21 protein-coding genes and 2 tRNA genes are annotated in these 22,383 nt (G+C 34.3%); 11 read left to right on the top strand and 12 right to left on the bottom strand.

The genetic code is table 11. The features are described from left to right. Positions 1-65: 65 nt before the first annotated feature. From M2372_RS19945 to M2372_RS19935, 3 genes are all read right to left on the bottom strand, one after another. A complete protein-coding gene (locus tag M2372_RS19945; RefSeq protein ID WP_123320281.1) occupies positions 66-1,292 on the bottom strand; it encodes a DUF6051 family protein in 1,227 nt (408 codons plus the stop codon). Positions 1,293-1,451: 159 nt separating this feature from the next. Continuing rightward, positions 1,452-1,655 carry a hypothetical protein gene (locus tag M2372_RS19940; protein ID WP_123320609.1) on the bottom strand — a complete coding sequence of 68 codons (204 nt, stop codon included), beginning with the start codon at positions 1,653-1,655 and terminating at the stop codon, positions 1,452-1,454. Positions 1,656-1,766: 111 nt separating this feature from the next. Continuing rightward, positions 1,767-2,663, bottom strand: a complete 897-nt coding sequence (locus M2372_RS19935; protein ID WP_123320282.1) for a hypothetical protein — start codon at positions 2,661-2,663, stop codon at positions 1,767-1,769. Between the two features lie 114 nt (positions 2,664-2,777). Between M2372_RS19935 and M2372_RS19930 the strand changes: the two genes are divergently transcribed. Both M2372_RS19930 and M2372_RS19925 read left to right on the top strand, forming a co-directional pair. Continuing rightward, on the top strand, positions 2,778-3,506 hold the full coding sequence (locus M2372_RS19930) for a hypothetical protein (RefSeq protein ID WP_123320283.1): 729 nt from the start codon (positions 2,778-2,780) through the stop codon (positions 3,504-3,506). Between the two features lie 30 nt (positions 3,507-3,536). After that, entirely contained in the window at positions 3,537-3,890 is a 354-nt protein-coding gene (locus M2372_RS19925; RefSeq protein ID WP_123320284.1) for a hypothetical protein, read from the top strand. A gap of 79 nt (positions 3,891-3,969) precedes the next feature. On the opposite strand, the gene mnmA is transcribed toward M2372_RS19925, so the two are convergent. Continuing rightward, complete coding sequence (gene mnmA / locus M2372_RS19920; protein WP_123320285.1) at positions 3,970-5,157, bottom strand: tRNA 2-thiouridine(34) synthase MnmA; 1,188 nt, start codon at positions 5,155-5,157, stop codon at positions 3,970-3,972. A gap of 211 nt (positions 5,158-5,368) precedes the next feature. Between mnmA and M2372_RS19915 the strand changes: the two genes are divergently transcribed. Continuing rightward, positions 5,369-5,896 (top strand): hypothetical protein, encoded by a 528-nt coding sequence (locus tag M2372_RS19915; protein ID WP_115968578.1) that lies wholly within the window; start codon positions 5,369-5,371, stop codon positions 5,894-5,896. A 333-nt stretch (positions 5,897-6,229) separates the two neighbouring features. After that, the gene (locus M2372_RS19910; protein WP_185018868.1) at positions 6,230-7,414 is read left to right on the top strand and encodes a hypothetical protein; all 1,185 of its coding nucleotides are present in this window, start codon (positions 6,230-6,232) and stop codon (positions 7,412-7,414) included. 597 nt (positions 7,415-8,011) lie between these two features. Here M2372_RS19910 and M2372_RS19905 read toward each other — a convergent pair. Then, entirely contained in the window at positions 8,012-10,552 is a 2,541-nt protein-coding gene (locus tag M2372_RS19905; RefSeq protein WP_123320610.1) for an ATP-dependent Clp protease ATP-binding subunit, read from the bottom strand. 152 nt (positions 10,553-10,704) lie between these two features. Between M2372_RS19905 and M2372_RS19900 the strand changes: the two genes are divergently transcribed. The 5 genes from M2372_RS19900 (at position 10,705) to M2372_RS19880 (ending at position 14,434) form a co-directional block, all read left to right on the top strand. Continuing rightward, positions 10,705-10,929 (top strand): uroporphyrinogen decarboxylase, encoded by a 225-nt coding sequence (locus M2372_RS19900; RefSeq protein ID WP_115968571.1) that lies wholly within the window; start codon positions 10,705-10,707, stop codon positions 10,927-10,929. Continuing rightward, the gene (locus M2372_RS19895; RefSeq protein ID WP_115968570.1) at positions 10,929-12,038 is read left to right on the top strand and encodes a glycosyltransferase; all 1,110 of its coding nucleotides are present in this window, start codon (positions 10,929-10,931) and stop codon (positions 12,036-12,038) included. The genes M2372_RS19900 and M2372_RS19895 overlap by 1 nt, the downstream gene beginning before the upstream one ends. A gap of 104 nt (positions 12,039-12,142) precedes the next feature. Beyond that, positions 12,143-12,562 carry a SufE family protein gene (locus M2372_RS19890; RefSeq protein WP_115968567.1) on the top strand — a complete coding sequence of 140 codons (420 nt, stop codon included), beginning with the start codon at positions 12,143-12,145 and terminating at the stop codon, positions 12,560-12,562. Positions 12,563-12,564: 2 nt separating this feature from the next. After that, entirely contained in the window at positions 12,565-13,530 is a 966-nt protein-coding gene (locus M2372_RS19885; RefSeq protein WP_228455750.1) for a glycosyltransferase family 9 protein, read from the top strand. 1 nt (position 13,531) lies between these two features. After that, positions 13,532-14,434, top strand: a complete 903-nt coding sequence (locus M2372_RS19880; RefSeq protein WP_228455751.1) for a glycosyltransferase — start codon at positions 13,532-13,534, stop codon at positions 14,432-14,434. 170 nt (positions 14,435-14,604) lie between these two features. Here M2372_RS19880 and M2372_RS19875 read toward each other — a convergent pair whose 3' ends face one another. The 7 genes from M2372_RS19875 to M2372_RS19845 form a co-directional block, all read right to left on the bottom strand. Continuing rightward, positions 14,605-16,536, bottom strand: a complete 1,932-nt coding sequence (locus M2372_RS19875) for a hypothetical protein (RefSeq protein WP_148060790.1) — start codon at positions 16,534-16,536, stop codon at positions 14,605-14,607. Next, complete coding sequence (locus tag M2372_RS19870; RefSeq protein ID WP_123320288.1) at positions 16,526-17,173, bottom strand: hypothetical protein; 648 nt, start codon at positions 17,171-17,173, stop codon at positions 16,526-16,528. Before M2372_RS19870 ends, M2372_RS19875 begins: the two co-directional genes overlap by 11 nt. 157 nt (positions 17,174-17,330) lie before the next feature. Further along, positions 17,331-17,828 carry a DUF3871 family protein gene (locus M2372_RS19865; protein WP_123320289.1) on the bottom strand — a complete coding sequence of 166 codons (498 nt, stop codon included), beginning with the start codon at positions 17,826-17,828 and terminating at the stop codon, positions 17,331-17,333. A 28-nt stretch (positions 17,829-17,856) separates the two neighbouring features. Beyond that, complete coding sequence (locus M2372_RS19860) at positions 17,857-18,495, bottom strand: phage integrase SAM-like domain-containing protein (RefSeq protein ID WP_123320290.1); 639 nt, start codon at positions 18,493-18,495, stop codon at positions 17,857-17,859. 295 nt (positions 18,496-18,790) lie between these two features. After that, a tRNA-Val gene (locus M2372_RS19855) sits at positions 18,791-18,865 on the bottom strand. A 34-nt stretch (positions 18,866-18,899) separates the two neighbouring features. Further along, positions 18,900-18,974 (bottom strand) — tRNA-Val (locus M2372_RS19850). A gap of 49 nt (positions 18,975-19,023) precedes the next feature. After that, complete coding sequence (locus M2372_RS19845; RefSeq protein ID WP_123320291.1) at positions 19,024-20,268, bottom strand: folylpolyglutamate synthase/dihydrofolate synthase family protein; 1,245 nt, start codon at positions 20,266-20,268, stop codon at positions 19,024-19,026. Between the two features lie 182 nt (positions 20,269-20,450). Here M2372_RS19845 and M2372_RS19840 point away from each other — a divergent pair, with 182 nt between their 5' ends. Next, positions 20,451-21,791: a TolC family protein gene (locus tag M2372_RS19840; protein ID WP_115968562.1), complete on the top strand. Its 1,341-nt coding sequence runs from the start codon at positions 20,451-20,453 to the stop codon at positions 21,789-21,791. A gap of 1 nt (position 21,792) precedes the next feature. Beyond that, positions 21,793-22,383: a SprT-like domain-containing protein gene (locus M2372_RS19835; protein ID WP_115968560.1), complete on the top strand. Its 591-nt coding sequence runs from the start codon at positions 21,793-21,795 to the stop codon at positions 22,381-22,383.

The raw sequence follows: 22,383 nt of genomic DNA, 5'->3' as shown, positions 1-22,383 counted from the left end.
AAAAACTTAACCATGGAACTTATATTATTTCTTTTCAAGCTCTTTCTCTCCATTTTCTAGCATGATTATCGGGTATAAAAATCACTGGCAGATTTTGTGAACTGATGAAAAGCCGCTGTTATTTCAGTCTTATGCTTGTGAGTCAGCGGAAAAGGAACCATATGGGAATACTCAAATGGGAAATCCTTAATTTCAACCTCCACATTGATATTTCTGTAGCCTCCCTGTAGTGTATTTAAGGCTTCCATAGGTGGAGCAACGCTATCTTTTTCCAATACATAAGCCTTTATCTGGGATTGGATCTCATGAATTCTTTCCTCTCTTTCCCTTTGAAAATAATTGTAACGGAGCATCTTTTTAAACCAGCTTTCCTGCGGGTGGAGATCATCATCCTGATAATGCTTAAGCCTGTGATCAAACTTAAAATCAGAGCTTAGCAATTCTGTAAATACAGCCTGCATTTTAATCGTAGCCTGAGAATCCATGATGTATTTCGAAATCGGAAACATCCGGTCAATAGTCATGCCCCCACAAAAACAAAAAACTCTGGATTGAGTGAAAAAGCTATATGGATCAGTCATTTTAATGATCATAGAGAGGAAAGAGCCTATGGAATATCCAAAAAGATCAAGGCTTGCATTCTGCGCAATGCTCTTGATTTTATCAGCTTTAATATCTTTTACTACTTCGATGATATCAGAATAAGTCTGCAGTCCTGACCAGAAAATCCTCTGGGGATGCGCTTCCAATCTGGAACTTGTTGCAGCATTTACATATGAAAAATGAGTGTTTTCAGGATATTTTTCCTTTCTGAACTTTACAATCTCTGTCATCTGATGACGGTCACTCCAGATCGCCTCCGCCCGGTCCATGTGAAAGGCAATAGGAAAAAGCATGACTGCTTTACGGGTCTTCTGAGCCAATTCATAAGCCCATGGGAGGTACTTATCCCATTTCTTTTCATTAAGCCCATGGAAAAAGATGATACAGCCGTCAGCTGTTTCTATATCAGCCCTTTTAAGAATATGATACTCAAATTTTTTATTGCATTCAATATCAAAATCTTTAATGTCTATCGAAGGTTGATCATATACCGGATAGGCATTTTCATTAATTTTCAGGGGCTGATGATGGGTAGGGCAATCCTGATTATCCGAGCCATGAAGCAGGTCCGAAGCTCTGGATTCAAAAGAAATAGATTCAATAGTAACGTTTAAGTCTCCGATTTCCACCACCTCTTTTCCGGAATCAAAATGATTTTTCAAAACTTCATACAATTCATAATATTCCATAGCAAGATGATTGAAGGTTCATATTTAGAACTATGAAATTATGTAATTATTATGGTAAAGGATTGATATATAAAGGATAAATGTATTCCAGGCATAAGATCCGTACAATAAACCCGAAACGGCTCTGCTTCGGGTAGATCTGGTGAATAGATCGTAACTTTATTCTTTTTTCTTTTCATCAGCAATGGTTCCATATTGCTGAACCATGACAGAAGTAAGTGCTGCAAGGATCAGACAGATAAAAAGATCAGATTTTTCCGGATGATAGATGGCCTGGTAAATATTATAGCCTAACAGCATAGACACAACAAAGATCAGAACGGTGTTGGCTGATGCATACTGATTGTGGGTAGTAGTTTTCATAATGATTTTTTTATTGTTATTTACCGGGTAAGTATGACAATTCAAAAAACGTTACAGAAAAATTAAAAAAATAAAAATCTTCATTCTCATATCCCGAAACCCATACCTCTTCTACCTGTAATCAATTCTGTTAGAGTCAGTATCCTCAAGTTGTTTAAGAATAGAGTCCGGAATTTCATCACTGTCGATGGGGAAGCTGATGGAATCGGAAATAAAATTTTTCCGGTCTGCTTTCCGGAAGATTTCAAACAAGGCAATAGGCTCCTGGTTAAAACTTATGCAGGTGCTGATGAAATGGAGCTCGTGAAGCTTATAGTCTGGGTTTTTAAGCTTTTCTTTGCTGTCTTTTATCCTTGAAATAAAATGCCTTTGTCGGATAAAAGTATTGCTGTTCATAATGATAAAAACATAATCGGAGTAAGCGGTAACCTTTCCGAAATATTTGTGATGATCTCCACCGCTCCTTTCTATAAAATATTCTCCTGTAGTTTCAGACTTGTAAATTTCCATCGCTGAACGCCAGATCCGGTCTTCTTTGGCCTGTGTAGGATTTTCCGGAAGATTTCTGTTATAAGAATACCAGCAGCCTGCCAAACGTTCTAGCAGAGCTGTATTCAGATTCACTTTATCCATATCAATTTTAAGGTCATTGAAATTGAAAAGCTCCGTATTGGAGTTGATGAAATCAATATAATTTGAATAGCCTAAAGCTTTCACAATCTGGCTTAATTTGGCAAGATTAGGCCGGCTTAAGAGTGCATTTTCATTCTGATTGAATTTCTTCAGCTTGTTAATTATCAGGTGTTCATAGAGATAATTGGTTCCCAAAAGGTCAGGATTCTTCTTTATTTCCTTTTCTGAATGCTCCTGAATGATAAGGTCATTAAGTTCAGCACAGATATAAGACCATTCGGTTTTGGTCACATCTTCCCAATGGTTTTTCTTTAAAAAATGCTGACTCAAGAAATTCATCAGCTTCTCAAGATGCAGAATATCTTCCTTTTTCATACTTTGATTTTGTAAGACTAATTTAAGATTTTTATCAAACCAAATAAGATTTTTGAAAGATTTTTATATTTTAAAATCCATTGATATTTGAGTAGAAAAACAAAAGAAAAAACAATGGAAACAAGAATGATTTTAAAAGATGAGTCCCTTTGGACTAGGATTCAAGGATTTTCACTGGATGCTTCCGATGCTGATTTTCCTTTTTCGAAAAAGCTGGCAAAAGAAGAGAACTGGAGCCTGGATTTTACCAGAAAAGCTATCGAAGAGTACAAAAAATTTGTCTACCTCTGCTGTATCCTTCCCAAAGGGGCTTCCCCAAGTGAAATCGTAGATAAAGTCTGGCATATGCATTTGATCTACACTCAGAATTATTGGGAAGAGTTTTGCCCGGATATTTTAAAAAGACCCTTACATCATCATCCTTCAAAAGGAGGTTTTAATGAAAAAAAGAAGCATCATCATTGGTTTTCAATGACTTTGAAAAATTATAAAGATGTCTTCCAGTCTGATGCTCCTCAGGATATTTGGTTCAATGGGGATGCGATTGAAAATAAAAAAGGTAAGTCACGAATGTGGAAATGGATTCCGTTCCTGATGGTAATCTTAACGCTGAGTTCCTGCCTTGGAGAGGTGATAACTACTATTGGTTCTATCTTCCTTTCCTTCGTAGGAATTGTCTTTTTGGGAGGTGTTATATCTGCTATAACAAGTACTAAAGATAAAAAAGATGGCAATTCTGACTTAAATAGTAATGGAGGCAGCTGCAGCGGAGGCAGCAGTTGTAGTGGAGGAAGTAGCTGTGGCGGTGGTTGCGGTGGAGGCTGCGGTGGTTGTGGCGGTTAAAAAATGAATAATTTAAAATAGTAATGAATTATGAAAAAGCTAATCATCCATTCTGTCCCGGTTGTAATAAGTGGTCTATGGCTTGTTACTGAATGTAAAACATTCAATCCGATTACCCTAAAAGGGCCTGATTTTTTAAAATTCTACCTGATCCTGGTTCTTGGATTCTATCTCTCCGTTTTTATTCTGAAATTATTTGCAGAAAGAGCTTCACAGATTACATTTTATTTTCTAATACTAATTGGCGGTTTGGGAATTGTCAAACTGATCCGGGGAATTATATTAGGAAAACCTGTTGGATTCTTAATTATGATCTTGATTGTGGAACTGATTGTAATACTTTTGTTAACAACGTTTCCACCCAAAGATGAGTTCAGAAAATAATTCCAAAAACAAACCCGAAACAGAAAATGCTTCGGGCTTGATGATATCATTAAGTATTGATGTTAATATAATCTGGCTGCTAAGAAATTACACCACTTCCAATCAGCTCTTCATCAATATACCATGAAGCGAACTGTCCTTCAGCGATGGCAGATTGCGGATCTTCAAATTCAACATAAAAATCATTTTCAAACTGGTAAAGATTTGCTTTCTGCAAAGACTGTCTGTATCTGAATCTGGCCATTACTTCCATAGATTCCCCACTTTGAAGTCTCATATCCTCACGTACCCAATGAAGTTCAGACTTGTCTATTTTTAATGCTTTTTTGTATAGTCCTGGGAAATGGCTTCCTTCTCCTACGAAAATAATATTGTTTTCCATGTCTCTGGAAACAATGAAACAGCTTTCTTTATGGCCGCCAATTCCTAATCCTCTACTTTGTCCGATCGTGAAAAATTGAGCACCCTGATGTTTCCCAATAACTTTTCCGTCAGCTTTTTTATAATTGATCTTTCTGGATAAGAAGCTAAGTTCTTCTTCCTTGGTTGAAAACTCAGGAGCTACTTCAGCAAATAAAGGGGAATCTTTGAAAATTTCTACGATTTCTCCCTCGTTTGGCTTCAGTTGCTGTTGCAGAAACTGAGGTAAGCTAACCTTTCCAATAAAACATAATCCCTGGGAATCCTTTTTATCAGCCGTTACCAACCCGATTTCTTTTGCAATTTCTCTAACCTGAGGTTTGGTAAGTTCACCGATGGGGAATAAAGCTTTTGACAATTGATCCTGGCTTAGCTGGCAAAGGAAATAGGACTGATCCTTATTATTATCCTTTCCTGCCAAAAGATGGAAGATTTCTTTTCCATTCTCATCAATAGTAGAATCTACTCTTGCATAATGCCCTGTAGCTACCTTATCAGCGCCTAAAGACATGGCTGTCTTCATAAAAACATCAAATTTGACTTCTCTGTTACATAAAACATCAGGATTCGGAGTTCTTCCTTTCTGATATTCATCGAACATATAATCAACGATACGTTCCTTATAAAGTTCACTCATATCAATTACCTGGAAAGGAATTCCAAGTTTTTGAGCCACCATAAGGGCGTCATTGCTGTCCTCAATCCATGGACATTCATCTTCTAATGTTACCGAAGCATCATTCCAGTTTCTCATAAACAAAGCCACTACTTCATGACCTTGCTGTTGTAGCAAATGTGCTGTAACACTTGAATCTACACCTCCGGAGAGGCCTACTACTACTTTCATTGTATTTCAATTTTACGAAACTCTTAACGGGAGTTCTTAGTTTGACGCGGCAAAAATACAACTAAATAAATTCGTAAAAAAACCATAATTTTAAACATTGATAAAAACGATGTTAATATAAAAACACCATTAATAACGTTTTTTGAATGGTGAGCACAGACAAAAATGTGTTTACTTATACCTTACCTTAGAACAAAATAAAATATTTAATATGAAAAAGTTTATTATTTCCATGATGCTGATCGTTTCGGGATCTGCATTTTCCCAGGTTTCAATAGGTGCTCCGGTGCAGGAAAGCAATAAATGGACCTTTGGTGGAGGGATAGGTCTTGGATTCGGAAGTAACAGTTCATTTTATCTGCAGGCGTCTCCAAGAGTAGGATACCGCCTTACCGAAGATCTTGAAGCTGGAGCTGTGGGAAGTGTTTCCTGGCAGACCTCAGATTATTATAGATCCACGATGTTTGGAATAGGACCCTTCGCTAATTATTATATTGCACGTTCGTTTTATTTAAGTGCAAACTTCCAGCATTACTTCATCAATTATAAAGATAAATATTACGATTATAAATACAACCGGGAAGAAAATGCATTATATCTTGGTGGCGGATATATGCAGAGAATCGGGAATAATTCTTTTATGCAGATTGGGTTGATGTACAACGTCCTTTGGAAAGAAAATTCAAGCGTATTTTCAAATGGTTTGGTCCCGAATATCGGATTTGTGGTGGGACTTTAAATAAAATTAAAAAAAGTAATGATATCAGAATAAGAACTCCGTTTTTTCGGAGTTTTTTTATGGATTAATGAAAAATAAAAAGAGTGTTTTTTGTTTCTGATTTCGAATATTATTCATTTTTCTGATCTCATGTTCACATTTTAGAAGCATAAAAGTTGAGTGAAATCAAGGTTTTTTTCGTTTTAAAGGGAAATATTGCAAAAAAAATTAAAATGCAATTGATTAAATTTCAATAATGTAAGTGCTTATTAATTCACAAAGTGGTTAATTATTTTAAAAAACACTTTGTGAACGCCCTATTTTTGCTAGTTTTACCCGATTTTTAAAAAAAATATGAAGAAAACTAAAAACCTATTTTACCTCCTATTATTAGTAGTAGGAGTAACCTCTTGTAAACAAGAAGAATTACTTGAAAGGGGAGATCAGCAAAAAGAATTCAGTCTTTTTCGATATGAAAACGAGAAACAGTCCAAAAGTTCTCAGGGAAGCTCATCGCTAGGGAGAGCTTATGCTTTAGATTTCCTGCAGGCCTTTTACTCTTATGATTTATTACATAGCACAAATTATACAGGATTAAATGTCAAAGTTCCGGTTGGGGAGTCATATGTTAATTTCAGATTACATTCACAAGTAATTAAAGATGAAAAGGGAGATATCTTTATGTATTTTCCAACCATCAAGAATGAAAAAATTGATGAAATTTATTATGCCAGCATTAATAAACAAAATACACTATTAGGACTTTACAAATTAAAAAATACATCAAAAGGATATAGTGATATCGTTAAAGCTTTTGAAAATGCATATAAGCCTGCAGGAAATATGGTTTCTAAAAATGGTGGAGTTACTGACGTTGGAGAAGTTGTAATTACTGGCCCTTCAAACTCTTCAGATGATATGGGGATACTAACTCCGGGACAGTGCGAAATGTATGGCCAATGTAATAATGGCGGAGGCGGAAGCGGTGGCTCCAGTGGCGGCGGCGGTGGAGGCGGCGGAGGCGGTACTCCTGTACTTCCACCACCACCACCACCAACTGTTGCTATTTCAGACTTAGAGAATTACTTAAGCTGTTTAAATATCACTCAATCAGCTGATTTAACGGTTTATGCTGAGGAAATGTATGGCGGTCATGGAGTAGGGCATGCATTCATTTCAATAAAGCAAGGGAATAATGTGATGACTTATGGGTTTTATCCCAAATATGGATTCCCATCAAATGCATATGGAACAGGAGTATTCGGGGATGATGGCGGACATATTTATACGCATTCATGGAATGTAGGAACCATTTCTCCTACCCAATTACAACAGATTATTGCCGCTTCTAAAGCGTATTCTGCAAGTATTTATGATGTAGGTTTTAACAACTGTGCTGATTTTGCCCTGACTATGTTAGAGTATGCAGGAGTAAATACGAATGCTGCCGGAATTGATACTCCTAATACTGTAGCAAGGTTAATTGGCGGAACTGCTAAGCCAGGAACAGCTCCTTCCTCTAAGAAAACATGTAAATAAACCTCTATGAAAGGGCTTAAGATAATTTCTGTTATTTCTTTTTTACTGATTGGAGGAATTCAATTGCATGCAACAGTAAACCTGATTATGTTGCTGTTGTATATATATACATTGATACAGAATATTTTCTCGCCACCTCCGGTTTTGGACTCATCTTGGGAAAGCCTGTTGATTATTCCGATTATAGGAACAATCATTATATTTTTGTCATGCAAAAGATATACAGACAGATTTCTCTTATTAACATGTAGTGTAGGTTTGTTATTGACTCTAATTTTATTATCGGGAATCACTGATCCGGATAATTATACGAGAATCACATTTGGTTTTATTATTCCTTTTTTAGGGTTTATAATAAGCTCGTTGCTATTAATAGTTAAAATCTTCAAAACAAAAGAGGAAAGCTCTTTATAGAATACATTACAGGATAAGCTATATTTAAGAAGTCTTTCACTTATGTGGAGGACTTCTTTTTTAGATATAGCCGAATACTTTCGGTTTTTAAAAGCATGATTTTCCAGAGCTTAATTTAATCTGTTAAAAGCAAAAAGCACCAGGAAGTTCCCGGTGCTTTTCTATTGAAATTAAATTAATTATTTACGATTGAGAAGATTTTTCAGCAGCTGATGGCTTCTTAGGTTTAGAAGTTTTTCCTTCCAATCCGTCTTTCGCTTCATTCAGATCAAGAACTACAGTTTCACCCTCGTTCAATTGTTTGTTTACAAGCATTTCTGCCAATAAATCCTCAATATACTTCTGGATCGCTCTCTTCAGTGGTCTTGCTCCAAAGTCTTTATCCCATCCTTTTTCTGAAATAAAGTTTTTCGCTTCTTCTGTTAATTCCACTTTATAACCTAATTTTTCAAGTCTGCCATAAAGCTTGTTCAGTTCAATATCAATGATTTTCTTGATATCATCCTGTACCAGAGAGTTGAAGATCACAATGTCGTCAATTCTGTTTAGGAATTCAGGAGCAAATGCTTTTTTAAGGGCATTTTCAATGGTGCTTCTTGCTCTGGAGTCTGAAGTCGTTTTTTTAGCTGAAGTACCAAATCCTACACCATCTCCGAAATCTTTAAGATCTCTTGTTCCGATATTGGATGTAAGGATGATAATCGTATTTCTAAAGTCGATTTTTCTACCTAAGCTATCTGTAACGTGTCCTTCATCAAGAATTTGTAACAGGATATTGAAGACATCCGGGTGAGCTTTTTCAATCTCATCCAAAAGAACCACAGCATAAGGTTTTCTTCTTACCGCTTCAGTCAACTGGCCACCTTCTTCATATCCAACATATCCAGGAGGCGCTCCAACCAATCTTGAAACCGCAAATTTCTCCATGTATTCACTCATGTCAATTCGGATAAGAGATTCATCGGATTCAAAAAGTTCTCTGGCCATTACCTTAGCCAACTCGGTTTTACCAACCCCGGTTGTACCCAGGAAGATAAATGTACCGATAGGACGGTTAGGATCCTTAAGACCAGCTCTGTTTCTTTGAATAGCCTTCACAACTTTCTTCACAGCTTCTTCCTGGCCGATAACTTTTCCATTCAGTTTCTCATCCATCTGAGCCAATTTATCAAGCTCATTTTTACCAACCTTCGTTACAGGAACACCGCTCATCATAGAAACCACTTCCGCTACATTTTCTTCGCTCACGGTTTCTTTTTTCTCTTTTACATCTTTATCCCATTTTTCCTGAGCAGCATTCAGCTCCATCTGAAGACGTTCCTCTTCATCTTTAAGCTTTCTGGCTTCAAGATAATCCTGTGCTTTTACTGCTTTCTGTTTCAGTTCCTTGATATCTTCAATTTTCTTTTCAAAATCAATGATCTCGGTAGGAACTTTCATGTTCTTGATGTAAACTCTTGAACCTGCTTCGTCCATAGCATCAATAGCTTTGTCCGGTAAGAAACGGTCTGTAATATATCTTGATGTCAGATTGACACACGCATTAATAGCTTCAGGAGTATAAACTACATTGTGATGTTCTTCATACTTATCCTTGATCTGGTTCAGAATCTGAATAGTTTCTTCAATAGAAGTAGGTTCCACCATTACTTTCTGGAATCTTCTTTCTAAAGCGCCGTCTTTTTCAATATACTGACGGTATTCATCAAGAGTAGTAGCCCCGATGCATTGAATTTCACCTCGTGCCAGTGCCGGTTTAAACATATTGGAAGCATCTAAACTTCCTGTAGAACTTCCTGCACCTACAATAGTGTGAAGCTCATCAATGAATAAGATGACATCTCTGTTTTTCTCCAGCTCGGTCATGATGGCCTTCATTCTTTCTTCAAACTGACCACGGTATTTAGTTCCGGCTACTAAACTTGCCAAATCTAAAGTGATGACACGCTTTCCGTAAAGAACTCTTGACACTTTTTTCTGTTGAATTCTTAAAGCTAAACCTTCTGCAATCGCAGATTTACCAACTCCCGGCTCCCCAATAAGAAGTGGGTTGTTTTTCTTTCTACGGGATAAGATCTGAGACACTCTCTCAATTTCTTTTTCACGACCAATTACAGGGTCCAGTTTTCCATCTCTGGCCAAAGACGTTAAGTCTCTACCAAAGTTGTCCAAAGTAGGGGTCTTGCTTTTTGCTGAGCCTAAATTTCCTGTAGGCTTTCTCATTTGCTCGAATTCCTCTCTTTCATCATCGTCATCATAAGCACTCATCTGTGGTGACTGCCCGGAATTTTTAAGCATAGTCTGGTACTCTCTTGAAACACCTTCATAGTCGATGTCATAAGCTCCCAAAATATTTGAAGTAGGATCCTCATATTTATATAGAATACCTAAAAGCAAGTGAACGGTATTAATTTCATTGCTTTTGTATTGACGGCATTCTAACTCCGCACGTTTAATGGCATGATCTGCCATTTTGGTGAAAGAAATATTGGTAACCTCCTCAGAAATAGGATTAAGACTTGCTGTATTTAGAGTTTCAATTTTTCTTCTGATTTGTGTTAAATCCGCATTGAGGTTTTGAAGGATTTCTTTAGCAGAGTTTTCCGTTTTTATAATACCTAAAAGTAGATGTTCTGTATTAAGAAATTCACTTTTCAGCCTTTTAGCTTCGCTTTTGCTTTGTTTGAACACCTGGCTCAAACCTTGTGAAAACTTATAATCCATAATATATCTCATTAGAACAAAGGCAACATTACCTTTTATTCATTATCTAAATTACAAATATTTTACCAAAAATCAATTAATGACTTTATGGCAGTAAAAAATTTTATTATCTTCTTGAAAATGATTAAGTTTGTTATCCTTAAATATTCCTCATGAATCCCGAAATTACCACTTACGTCGGATACTCGGCCTCAGTTTTTATCGTGCTGAGTTTCATACTGAAAGATGTAAGAAAAATCAGAGTCGTTAACATGATCGGTTGTTTCTGCTTTGTCATTTATGGCTTCTTTAGCGGACCATTATGGCCGGTTATTATTCCTAACGGACTTATTTGCTTTATTCAGATCTATCATTTATTGCTTGGAAAGAAAGCGTAATGCAGAAAAAAATACTCACATCTGCCTTCAGTAATTTGTATACGGATCAGCGTATTGAAAAGGTATGCCAGACTTTATATCAGAATGGTTACAAGATTGAGCTGATAGGGAATGACTGGAATGGAGCTGAAGAAATGCTGCGTCCTTATCCATTTTCAAGGATCCATTTAGCTTCAAAAAGCCTGAAAACGGCTTATTTTGAATTTAACTGGAAACTGTACCATGAGCTCAGAAAAAAAGCAGATCAGAATACAATTCTTCATGCCAACGATATTGATGCGTTGTACCCCAATTATCTTATTGCTAAAAAGCTAAACATTCCATTAGTTTTTGACAGTCATGAAATTTTTTCAGAAATGCCTGCTGTTCAAGGCAAAATGTCACAAAAATTGTGGCGCTATATAGAAAAAACTGTCATTCCTGAACTGTCATGGATGATTACAGCGAGTGGAAGTTATGGAAAATGGTTTGAGAAAAAGTATGGTATACATCCTGTGGTGGTTCAGAATGCGCCCAAAAGTATAGACTTTACTATTGATATTCCCGAAAATAATCCTAAAATACTTTTATATCAGGGTGCTATCAATCCTTTCAGGGGAATTGATAAAGTAATCCTTGCTATGCATCATATAGATAATGTATTGTTGAAAATCGCAGGAGATGGTCCTAGAAAAAAAGAATATGAGGATCTGGTAATCAGGGAAAAACTTCAGAATAAAGTTCAGTTTCTGGGAAAATTAAAGCCGGAAGACTTAAGAAAAGTGACTGTAACTGCAGATTGTGGAATGAGCATTGAAGAAAATGGAGGTGACAGCTATCTCTATTCATTGCCTAATAAGGTGCTGGACTGTATTCAGGCTTGTGTTCCTTTAATTCTGTCAAATCTTCCTGAATTGCAGAATATTAAAAATCAGTTTGATGTAGGGGAGATTATCCAGGATCATCAGCCGGAAAATATTGCAGTTGCAGTGAAAAAGGTCTTAGATAGAGGGAGAGAGAACTATCTTGAAGAGCTCGAAAAAGCCTCAAAAGCACTTTGTTGGGAAAATGAAGAAATAAAGCTGTTGCAGGTTTTTCAGAAAGCATCTAATTCGTTAGGCTTTAAGTAATAGACTATATTCATGATGTGAAAAATATCTGAAGCCAGTCTGCACTTTACTGCTTTAGGTCTAAAGCATAATTTACTATCTTTGCACAAAGAAATTTTTTTAAAATGACCATTAAAGAAAAACAGCAGGAAATAATCGACGAGTTTGCGTTTCTTGAAGATTGGGAGCAGAAATATGAGTACATCATAGACCTTGGAAAAGAACTGAAGGGGCTTTCGGAAGACAAGAAAACAGATGATAATCTGATCAAAGGCTGTCAAAGTAAAGTTTGGATAGATGCTGAATTTAAGGATGGTAAGCTTTTCTTTAATGCAGATTCAGACGGAATTTTACCAAAAGGAATTGTTTCTCTTCTGGTAAGTATTTACAGTGGACATTCTACCCAGGAAATCCTGGATTCTGACTTTGAATTTATCTCAGAGATCGGGTTACAGGAGTTTCTTTCGCCATCCAGAGCAAATGGTCTGATGGCTATGACAAAACAGATCAAATTTTACGCAGTAGCTTATCAGCTGAAATCATAATCGTGACCAGAATTTTAGCATATCGTTTTTCTGCGTTTGGAGATGTTGCCATGACGGTTCCTGTTTTTAAGGAATTTTTAGAGCAAAATCCCGATGTGGAGATTATCATGGTTTCCAGGAAGAACTTTGAAGCTTTGTTTGCAGGTATTCCTAATGTTATATTCAAAGGAATTAATGTAGATGATTATAAAGGATTCTTTGGACTGAGTAAACTTGGGAATGAATTGATCAAAGAATTCAAACCTGATTATATTGCCAATCTTCATGATGTGATCCGAACTAAAATTTTGGACAGAATCTATAGAAGAAAAGGATTAAAAGTTTTTAAAATAGACAAGGGAAAGGAGGAGAAAGAAAACCTTACGGATGTCTGGAACCTGGATAAAGTTCAGTTGAAAAAAACAGTTGAACGTTATGCAGACGTTTTCCGTGAAATGGGTTTTAAATTAGAGCTTTCTCACAAATTAAGACCTGGTTCAGAACATAAATCGGGAATTGGTTTTGCTCCTTTCGCTCAGCATAAAGGAAAAATGCTTCCGCTGGAAAAATCATTTGAACTGGCCAGGATTTTGGCTCAGAAACATACTGTATACTTTTTTGGAGGCGGTAAAAAAGAGACAGAAACCCTTGAATCCTGGGAGAGCAAGATTCCTAATACAAAAAGTCTTTCCGGAAAATTAAGCCTTACCGAAGAGCTTCAGAAAATCGCTGAACTGGAAGTAATGATTTCTATGGATTCTGCGAATATGCATCTGGCAAGTCTTGTGGGAACCAGATGTGTTTCTATATGGTGTGCCACGCATCCATATGCCGGTTTTTTAGGCTTCGGGCAGAGCGAAGAAGATGTGGTACAGGTAAAAGATCTTTCGTGCAGACCATGTTCGGTTTTTGGAGATAAAGAATGTTACAGAGGAGACTGGGCTTGTATTGAAGAGTTCAGCATTCAAAAAGTCGTTGAGAAAATCTGACATGATGAAGCTTTCAATCTGTATCCCTGTCTATAATTTTGATGTCCGTGAATTGGTTTTTGATTTAGAAAAAGAAATTAACAGCCAGGAAATTGATGCTGAAATTATATTGATAGATGATGCTTCGAAGGAAGAGTTTAAGCAGACGAACAGAGAGCTTCAGAATATTATTCATCAATTTATTTTTCTTGAAAAAAATATCGGACGCTCCAGAATCCGCAATCTTTTTCTGGATTATTCTAAAGGAGAATATCTTTTATTTCTGGATTGCGATGGAAAAATCGTAGGAAAGAATTTCTTAAAAAATTATATACAGTTTATACAGGAATATCCGGATACTGAAATTATTTATGGAGGGCGGAAAGTTCTGGGTTCTGCATCCGATTCGGATCATTATTTAAGATGGAAATTTGCTGTTGAGAGGGAAAATCTTTCAGTAGAATTGCGTAGAAAAAATCCATATTTAAGCTTTCAGACCAATAATTTTGTAATTCAGAAAGAGGTATTGAGAAAAGTAGGCTTTAATCCCGAATTTCAAAAGTACGGCTATGAAGATCTTCTTTTTGCAATGGATTTAAAAGCTGAACACATCAAAATAAACCATATTGATAATCCGATTCTTAATAATGATTTGGAAAACAATATAATTTATCTGGATAAAGTAGAAGAGTCTGTGGAAAGCTTGTCTCATATGCTTAAAGATAAAACCCTGAATTCAAAATTAGCAGAAGTAAAACTTGTTAAGATGTATAATAAGCTTAAAAATACACCTTTTAAGGCTGTTTTAGAGTCATTGTTCACAATAGGAGAAGGAAACATAAAAAGAAGGCTTTCTAAAGGAGATGTGAACCTCCGCTATCTGGATATATATAAGCTTGGACTTCTTTTCAGGAAAATGAAATAAAATATGGAATCAGGCTCAAAAGTTGGGAGGTAATATTGTCTGTATGTATGAAATTTAATTTGACACAAAGTTTTTAGCACCTTATCTTATAGTCTTAAGGAAGTAAAGAACGAAGTAAATACATATGTACGAATCTTCTTTAACAAAAAGTATACTCTCAAAATCAATAATTAAAAGGAAATTAATGATTTATAAAGAACAATAACTACTAGTGGTACAATGATAACTAATGAAATTATTAGCCACCAAAATTTCCACCCTGAAATTAATGACTTAGGATCTGAAAATAAAAGTTTAATTGATATTATAAAATAAAACAACACTGATCCTATTACAATTATGGATGGAATTATTTGATTACTAGAAAAATCAGAGGCATTTGCAATACTATTTCCTGAACTTAATATGAAGGTTATAAAACCTGCATATAGTCCAATAATTGTAATGATATTATATTGATGTTCCTTAACTTCTTTTTTAAATTCTTGTTTGAAAGCATCTCTAATACTTTTGGGAACAATATAAAATCTAATTTTCTCAGCATAATCATCTAATCTAGATTTAATATCTTCACATTTATCCAATAATCTCTCATAATCACTAGGTAAAATATACTGGCTATCTGAAAAAATAAAAGAATTAGTATCAAAACATTTTTCTATCTCAATATAATAGGGCATCAAGTTATATCTTTTAGCAGTTTGAATTTTAGATTTTAAATTCTTTAGAGTAATACTTGCACTAGATAATATTTTATCTATGAGATTTTCAAAGTCATCATCATCATTATTTATCTTATCTTTACTTTTTTCTATCTTATCAAGGATAAAAAATAAATTTTCAAGATGATTTTTATACAGCATAAAATTATCCAACTGCCTATTTTCAAACCTTATAGTGATATTAAAATTATTTTCAATATTATCAAAGGTTTTGTTTAAGTCATTGAAAGAAAGATTGTCTTGATCATTCAAAGAATAAATTAAGTAGTGTATTTGTAAAATATACTCACAATTATTTATGAGATTTAAAGCAGTTTTGTAAACAATTGAGTTTGAGTTTTTTAAATATTGGTTAAATGGCAATTCTGCACTAATTTTATCATCAATAATTTTTCTCAATCTATGAAGTGTCTCAACAAAACTTTTTTTGTCATCATAGCTTATTCTTTTGTCTTCTAATTCTGTTTGTTTTAAATATTTTTTTACTCTCTTGGTAAAAAAATGAATATTATTGACATTTACATTCTTCTTCTCAAAAGAGTTATTTGTTTTAAAAATATTATTGATTTCATTAAAACTAACAACTTCTTCACTAAAATAGTGACTTTCAATTGTTTTTAAAATTGTTTTACCTGAGTCATCATAAGATAATTCTTGTTTAATATCATCAAAGGAAGAATCATTAAAAATTTGAAAACTTTCAGGATTATTGTTGTTTTTTTGCTTTCTTCTATATAATTTATAAAGAAGTAGTGAACACTTAAATTTTAACATTTTAAGAATTTCATCATAATCCATTAGAAGCTTCTCCTTAATGGCAAAACTAAGATCATGATGAATTCTACTAAGTTGTCCTAGTGTTTCATTATCAGCTATATAGCCTTCATCAAAAACAGCCAGCTTAACACCTACACTAAAGATCCAGAAAAAGTTATACTCATCTTGTTTTCTTGGGTAGATGTTTCTATTCATTTCAATATTAAAAATTATATCACCATATTTCTCATTACATCTATTTGTTATATGTTGATTTATAAATAAATATTGATTATAGGCATGATCAAAATTATACCTCTCATCTTTATCAAGAGTATAGTTTAGATTATCAATCTCTTCTAAAATTTTGTTAGCTGCATTTAATAGTCTGTTGCAATTAAAGAGATAATATTCACCTTTGGCTATTGAAAAAAAAAGATTTTGATAAGCTGTTCTCCATTTTGTTTTAATTTCAATTTCAATTATTAAAAGATTTGGAGTGCTAGTTTGATTATTTGGAGTACTAGTTTGATTATATTGTGCAATTAATGATTTTATAGTATTTAAAGACTGTAGAGTCTTTTTCAATAAAACCTTTGACTCTATAGAATGTCTATTTTGCATATGAATCATTTAATTCAAAAGTCTCCTCTATATTATCATTATATGAAGTGAAGTAAATTGACTGAGAAGCAACAATATTAAATAATTGAACAATTAATTTATTATCATCTATATTTCTACTCATGATGAAATTTTGGATAACCTCAAAAGCTGAATTTTGAGTAGTAAGTTTTGCTAAGGTTGTAGAGGTCAAAACAGCAAAATCATTATATCTTCTAGCAATAAAAAACTGTATACTGTAGTTAATGTTATACACTAATTTAGAATCCAAGTTAAAATTATCTTGTGATGATAAATCATTATTATTAAGAATTAAATTACCATCATTATTGAATTCCAATTCTAAATTGGTTTCATTATAAAACAAAAACTCATCTTCCAAGTGTCCAATAACAACTTTTTCAATGTTTTTTGAAATTATTGGAAAAAAAGAATTTTCAAATATTCCCTCTAACAGGAAGAAGTTCTTTTTACCATTTGCTATAGTTATAATATAGGGAAGCATCAAACATTTTAATAAACTAAAATTATTGTGTTTATTAAAATATGTAACATCATTCTCTGGCATTGAGTTATATTTATTAAACTCTTTAGCAACCTGAAGAATTATATATTTGATAGCATTTATTTTATCCATTTCTAAAAATAAGTTTGCAAAGGTATTAATATTTTATTAAACTGTTTTTTATACACAACCAAAATTATGCAATTTTATTACAGAAAAGATAATAAAAAAAATTAAATATAATAGAAAAAAACTATCCCTTATTGAAAAACAATTTGGGATAGTCTAATTAACTCAAAAACGAATGATAATCAGAATTACCATTGAGTGCTTCCTGAATACTTTTTGAAAACTCAAAAGCATTCAAATTTCTGTCAAGGAAAGTATCTATATAACTACTCTTGTTAACTTGTGTGAAAAGATTATAAACATCCCATAGGTTTATCCTTCCATCATCTTCTCTACAGAAATGCTTATCCTCATAGTAATCCTTAGCCATAGTGTTGATATGGCTATCATTAAAATTAAGTAGAGGGATATTCTGCTTTTTTGCTTTAGGTATATGTTGATATAACCTGCTTTTCCCTATAAGCTGGGCAAATTGATGTTCTGAAAGGTAATCCTGTGTAAATTCTTTCATCTCCATAAGGTGTAGCTCTGCATTATAGTTCTGCATAGTTTCTACTGCTTTATTGTATAAGTCATTAGCATTAGAAGTTCTTATATCTTCAAGGAACCCATCTGTAGATACACAAAGGTTACAACATACTTTATTCTGAAATCCAATAAAGAACTTGAACTTTTCTAAAGATTTCTTACTGTAGAGTAGAAAAGGGGCCTTTGGGTAAGTAGTCTAATGCTCCAGATAGCTTTACAATCTGCCTGAACCTTTGTAAGGTCTTGTAGATTGTATTCTGTTTAAATCTCTTTTCAGCTTTTAAGTAAAGCTCTAGCTCTGTAATAAATGCCATAGTCATATCTTTCAGAGGATAATCAGATTTCTTGTACTGATGCTTTATGAAAGACTTTACATGAGTCTGTATTTGATAAAAATTAGCCACTGATACTTTAGTGGTAGAGATGCCAATCAGCTTTTCCTGTTTAGAGATATGTAAATAAAACATTTCATTAATGGGCTTATCTAGTTTAACATTCTCTCCTTTGAATTGTCTGTAGATATCATCTACATCAAACTCTTTTTCTTGAACTTGTAGGAATAAAAAAGCCTGATTAATATCTTGTTTAATCAGGCTTAGTTGAGTATTAATTTGTGTGTTTCCCTTGTTAGTAGGGTGTGCTTTTTGTTTTGAAGCATTCCAATATTCTGGGTTTATAAATATACCTGTTGAGAAAGGTTTTCTTTGGCTGTCTAAAGTGATTCTACATTCAATAGGACAAAGCCCTTTTGTATTAGCTTTGTTTCTTCTGAATAAAAAGAGTATTGATAATTTCATAATATTAATGAGGGTTTTAGTGGGTAACCTAAGTCTAATTTGTTTTGTGAGTCCTTAGATAAGAATCTTGCTCTTCTTTAACCTAAATTTTAGGACTAAAATGAAGATAAAAAGTCAAAAAAAGAAATGGGTAACCTAGAGAAAAATTTGGGTAACCTAAAAAGATGCCTTAAAAGTTTTAAAATAGATTGGAAAGTACAATTCTATGGAATAATCAAAGAGATTAAAAATCTATGTAAACTATTATGAATAGGGTGAAAAATAAAAATCTCTCAATTTCTTGAGAGATTTTTTGTGGGCCCTGAGGGATTCGAACCCCCGACCCTCTGGGTGTAAACCAGATGCTCTGAACCAACTGAGCTAAGAGCCCGAATTTTTTTTTAAAGGTTTCGTTTCCTTTTTTGTGGGTCCTGAGGGATTCGAACCCCCGACCCTCTGGGTGTAAACCAGATGCTCTGAACCAACTGAGCTAAGAACCCTCTAGACTTTGTTATTGTTTCCTCGTTTAGAGTGGTGCAAATATACAATTTATTCTTTAAACTCCAAATTTTTTTCTAAAAAATCTCCCACAACAAAGTTACTTCCACCAATAAAAATCATTTCTTCATTTGTACATCGTTCTTTTGCAGATAGATATGCTTCCTGTACGGAATTAAAAATTTTATAAAAAATTTTGGCCTCCTGAAGCAGGTTTTCATAATCTTTGGGGTGTCTTCCCCTGTTGATGGATGGTTTGGCAAAATAAAACTCAGAATTTTCAGGAAGTAAACCCATCACTTCATCTATGTTTTTATCATTAACGAACCCCAAAATGATATGCTTGTGTCTGTCAATTGAATTTAATTGTGAAAAAACATACTCCAGACCTGCCTGATTATGTCCCGTATCACAAATCGTAAGCGGTTCCTTTGAGAACTCAAACCAACGGCCAATAAATCCTGTATTTTGATGAACGTTCAATAAACCTGTTTCCAGATTCTGATCTGTAATAGTAATGTGCAGCTTTTTTAACTCTTCAACAATAGCGAGAACCACCCGAACATTCTTTTGCTGATAATTTCCTTTCAAATCAGAGGAGAGATCAGTATGAAGCAGGGTAGCGTCTATAAAAGGAGCATGTTCCTTCAGTGCTTTTTCTTTGATGATTGCTTTTACAGTTTCACTGTCATCTCCTGAAATGACAGGGATGTTCTGTTTAATGATCCCAGCTTTCTCACTGGCAATTTCCTCAATAGTATTTCCTAATATATTCTGATGGTCAAGCTGAACATTTGTGATAGCAGAAACCAAAGGCTTAATAATATTGGTAGAATCCAGCCTTCCGCCTAATCCAACCTCAATAATGGCAAAATCTACCTGCTGCTGATAAAAATATTCAAAAGCCATGATCGTAGTAAATTCAAAAAATGACGGAAGGATTTCTTCAGGAATATTTTTAAGTTTTTGGATAAAATCAAAGACAAACTCCTTGCTGCAGTTTTTACCATTTACTTTAATACGCTCTGTAAAATCAATAAGATGAGGAGAATTGTACAGACCTACTTTATAACCGGCTTCCTGAAGTACAGATGCCAGCATATTGCTTGAGGATCCCTTTCCATTAGTTCCGCCAATGTGAATGCATTTTATTTTTTCCTGAGGGTTTCCAAAGTATGTACACAGTTTGGTAATATTGTCAAGCCCTGGTTTATAAGCCTTTTGTCCATCTATCTGGTAGTTGGGCATTTGTATGAAAAGCCAATCAATAGCCTCCTGATATTGTTCATTTGTCATGATACAAAATTCTCAAAAGTTTTATGAAAATGAAACTATTTTTTTCAATCTGTAACTTTTTTATATTTACTTCGTCTAATAGGGAAAAATCTTAATATGAAATCGCAGTGATTTGTAAGTGCAAATACTGATGAAAATGACGCGATTGCATATGACCATTAAAAACAAATAAACATTTATATATGAAAAAAGTTTGGATTATCGTTTTTGGATTAGGTTGTCTGAGTGTGAACGCTCAGAAGAAATGGTCCTTAAAAGAATGTGTAAGCTATGCAGTGGAGCATAATCTTCAGGTTATCCAAAATCAATATAACAAACAAACTCAGGATGCCAGTCTTAAAATTGCTAAAAAAGGATATTTACCTTCTGTTTCTGCAAGTGTGGGGAATACGGTCAGCTTTGGACAAACCTCTTTCGGAACGGGGAGTTTAAGAAATGACAGATTCAGTAACAATGTAAATATTGGAGCTGATATCCTGGTATATAACAATGGCAGACTGGAGAAAACGGTTAGAAAGACTGAATTTGATTTGCAGGCAAGCCTGTACGATGTGGAAACGATTAAAAATGATATCTCATTGCAGATCGCACAGCAATATTTAACAACATTACTGAATAAAGAAATTGTAAAAATATCTGAGAGTGCTGTTGAGAATGCTAAAAAACAATACGACAGAGCAAAAATAACAACAGCTGTAGGGACAACAGCGCAAACTGTTTTAGCAGAAGCGGAAGCAGCATTAGCAAGAGAAAAGCAAAATTTGAAAACGGCAGAGGTTAACGTGGGACGAAGCTTATTTGCAATGGTTCAGCTTTTACAGCTGTCTGATTATAAAGGATTTGATGTGGAAGATGTTGCGGTTTCAGATCAGCTGTCTCCCGAACTTAAATCTGTAGATGAAGTTTTATCTATTGCCTATGAATCCCAGCCTCAGATTAAAGCAGCAGAAAGCAGAATAAATTCTGCGGAAGCTCAGACTGAGGTTTCAAAAACAGCTTATTGGCCTACCATAACAGCAAGTGCAGGAGTAGGAACTTTCTATAATAACCTTTTAAATACCGATAATATTGGTAACGCGCTTGTTTACATTAAGGAAAAAGGTTTATTCAAGCAGTATAATGATAACTTTGGACAGCAGGCCAGTCTTTCTGTAAATATTCCTATTTTTAATAAAGGAATTACAAAATTGCAGGTAGAGCAGTCCAGAATCAACGAAAGTATTGCTAAAAATACATTGGAACAGCAGAAGCAGACGGTAAGACAGAATGTGCAGAAAGCACAGTTTGATGCTGATGCCAACTATGAGTCGTATATGGCAGCAGTAGAGGCAGAAAAAAGCTCAAAACTAGCCCTTGATTTTGCAGATAAAAGTTATGCAGCCGGAAAAACAACCATCTATGACGTTAATGTAGCAAGAAATAATTATGCAAATGCACAGGGATCAGTAGCACAGGCGAAATATAATTATCTTTTCAGTCTTAAATTATTGAATTTCTATGCGGGAATTCCACTAAGTTTATAAAATGTCTATCCAATCGTTAGAAAAATATTTACCACAAAATACACTTAAATATTTAAGAATTTGGTTTTCAGATTATTATATTCATATAAAAGTCACAAGAAACAGGAATTCTAAACTGGGAGATTACAGAAAGCTCCCGGATAATTCTCATGAAATTACGGTAAACTCTACGCTTACTCCACAGCTTTTTTTCTTTGTGCTTACTCACGAGCTGGCCCATCTGATCGCTTTCGAAAAATATGGTAGAAGAATCTCTCCGCATGGCAATGAATGGAAAGAAACTTTTAGAAATATGCTGGTTGAAAGTCTTGAAATTTATGATGAAGAGTTGAAGCCTATTATCATAAAATTTTCAAAATCACCAAAGGCTAATTTTATGGCTAGCCCTGATCTGGTAAGATATTTTCATACTGAAAAACAGGATGATAGCCTCCATTTTATCGAGCAACTTCAAAAAGGTGAATTTTTTATATATCGCAACGAAAAGTATTTATTAGAAGGTCTGATTAAAAAAAACTATCTTTGTAAGAACCTGGCTACTGGAAGAAAGTATTCTTTCAAGCCTTTAGCGAGGGTAGAAAAATGTAGCTAA

Source organism: Chryseobacterium sp. BIGb0232 (assembly GCF_024810195.1).
Lineage (GTDB): Bacteria > Bacteroidota > Bacteroidia > Flavobacteriales > Weeksellaceae > Chryseobacterium > Chryseobacterium pennae.
Note: the sequence above shows the minus strand (reverse complement) of the source record. Positions and strands in the feature narration are given on the sequence as shown.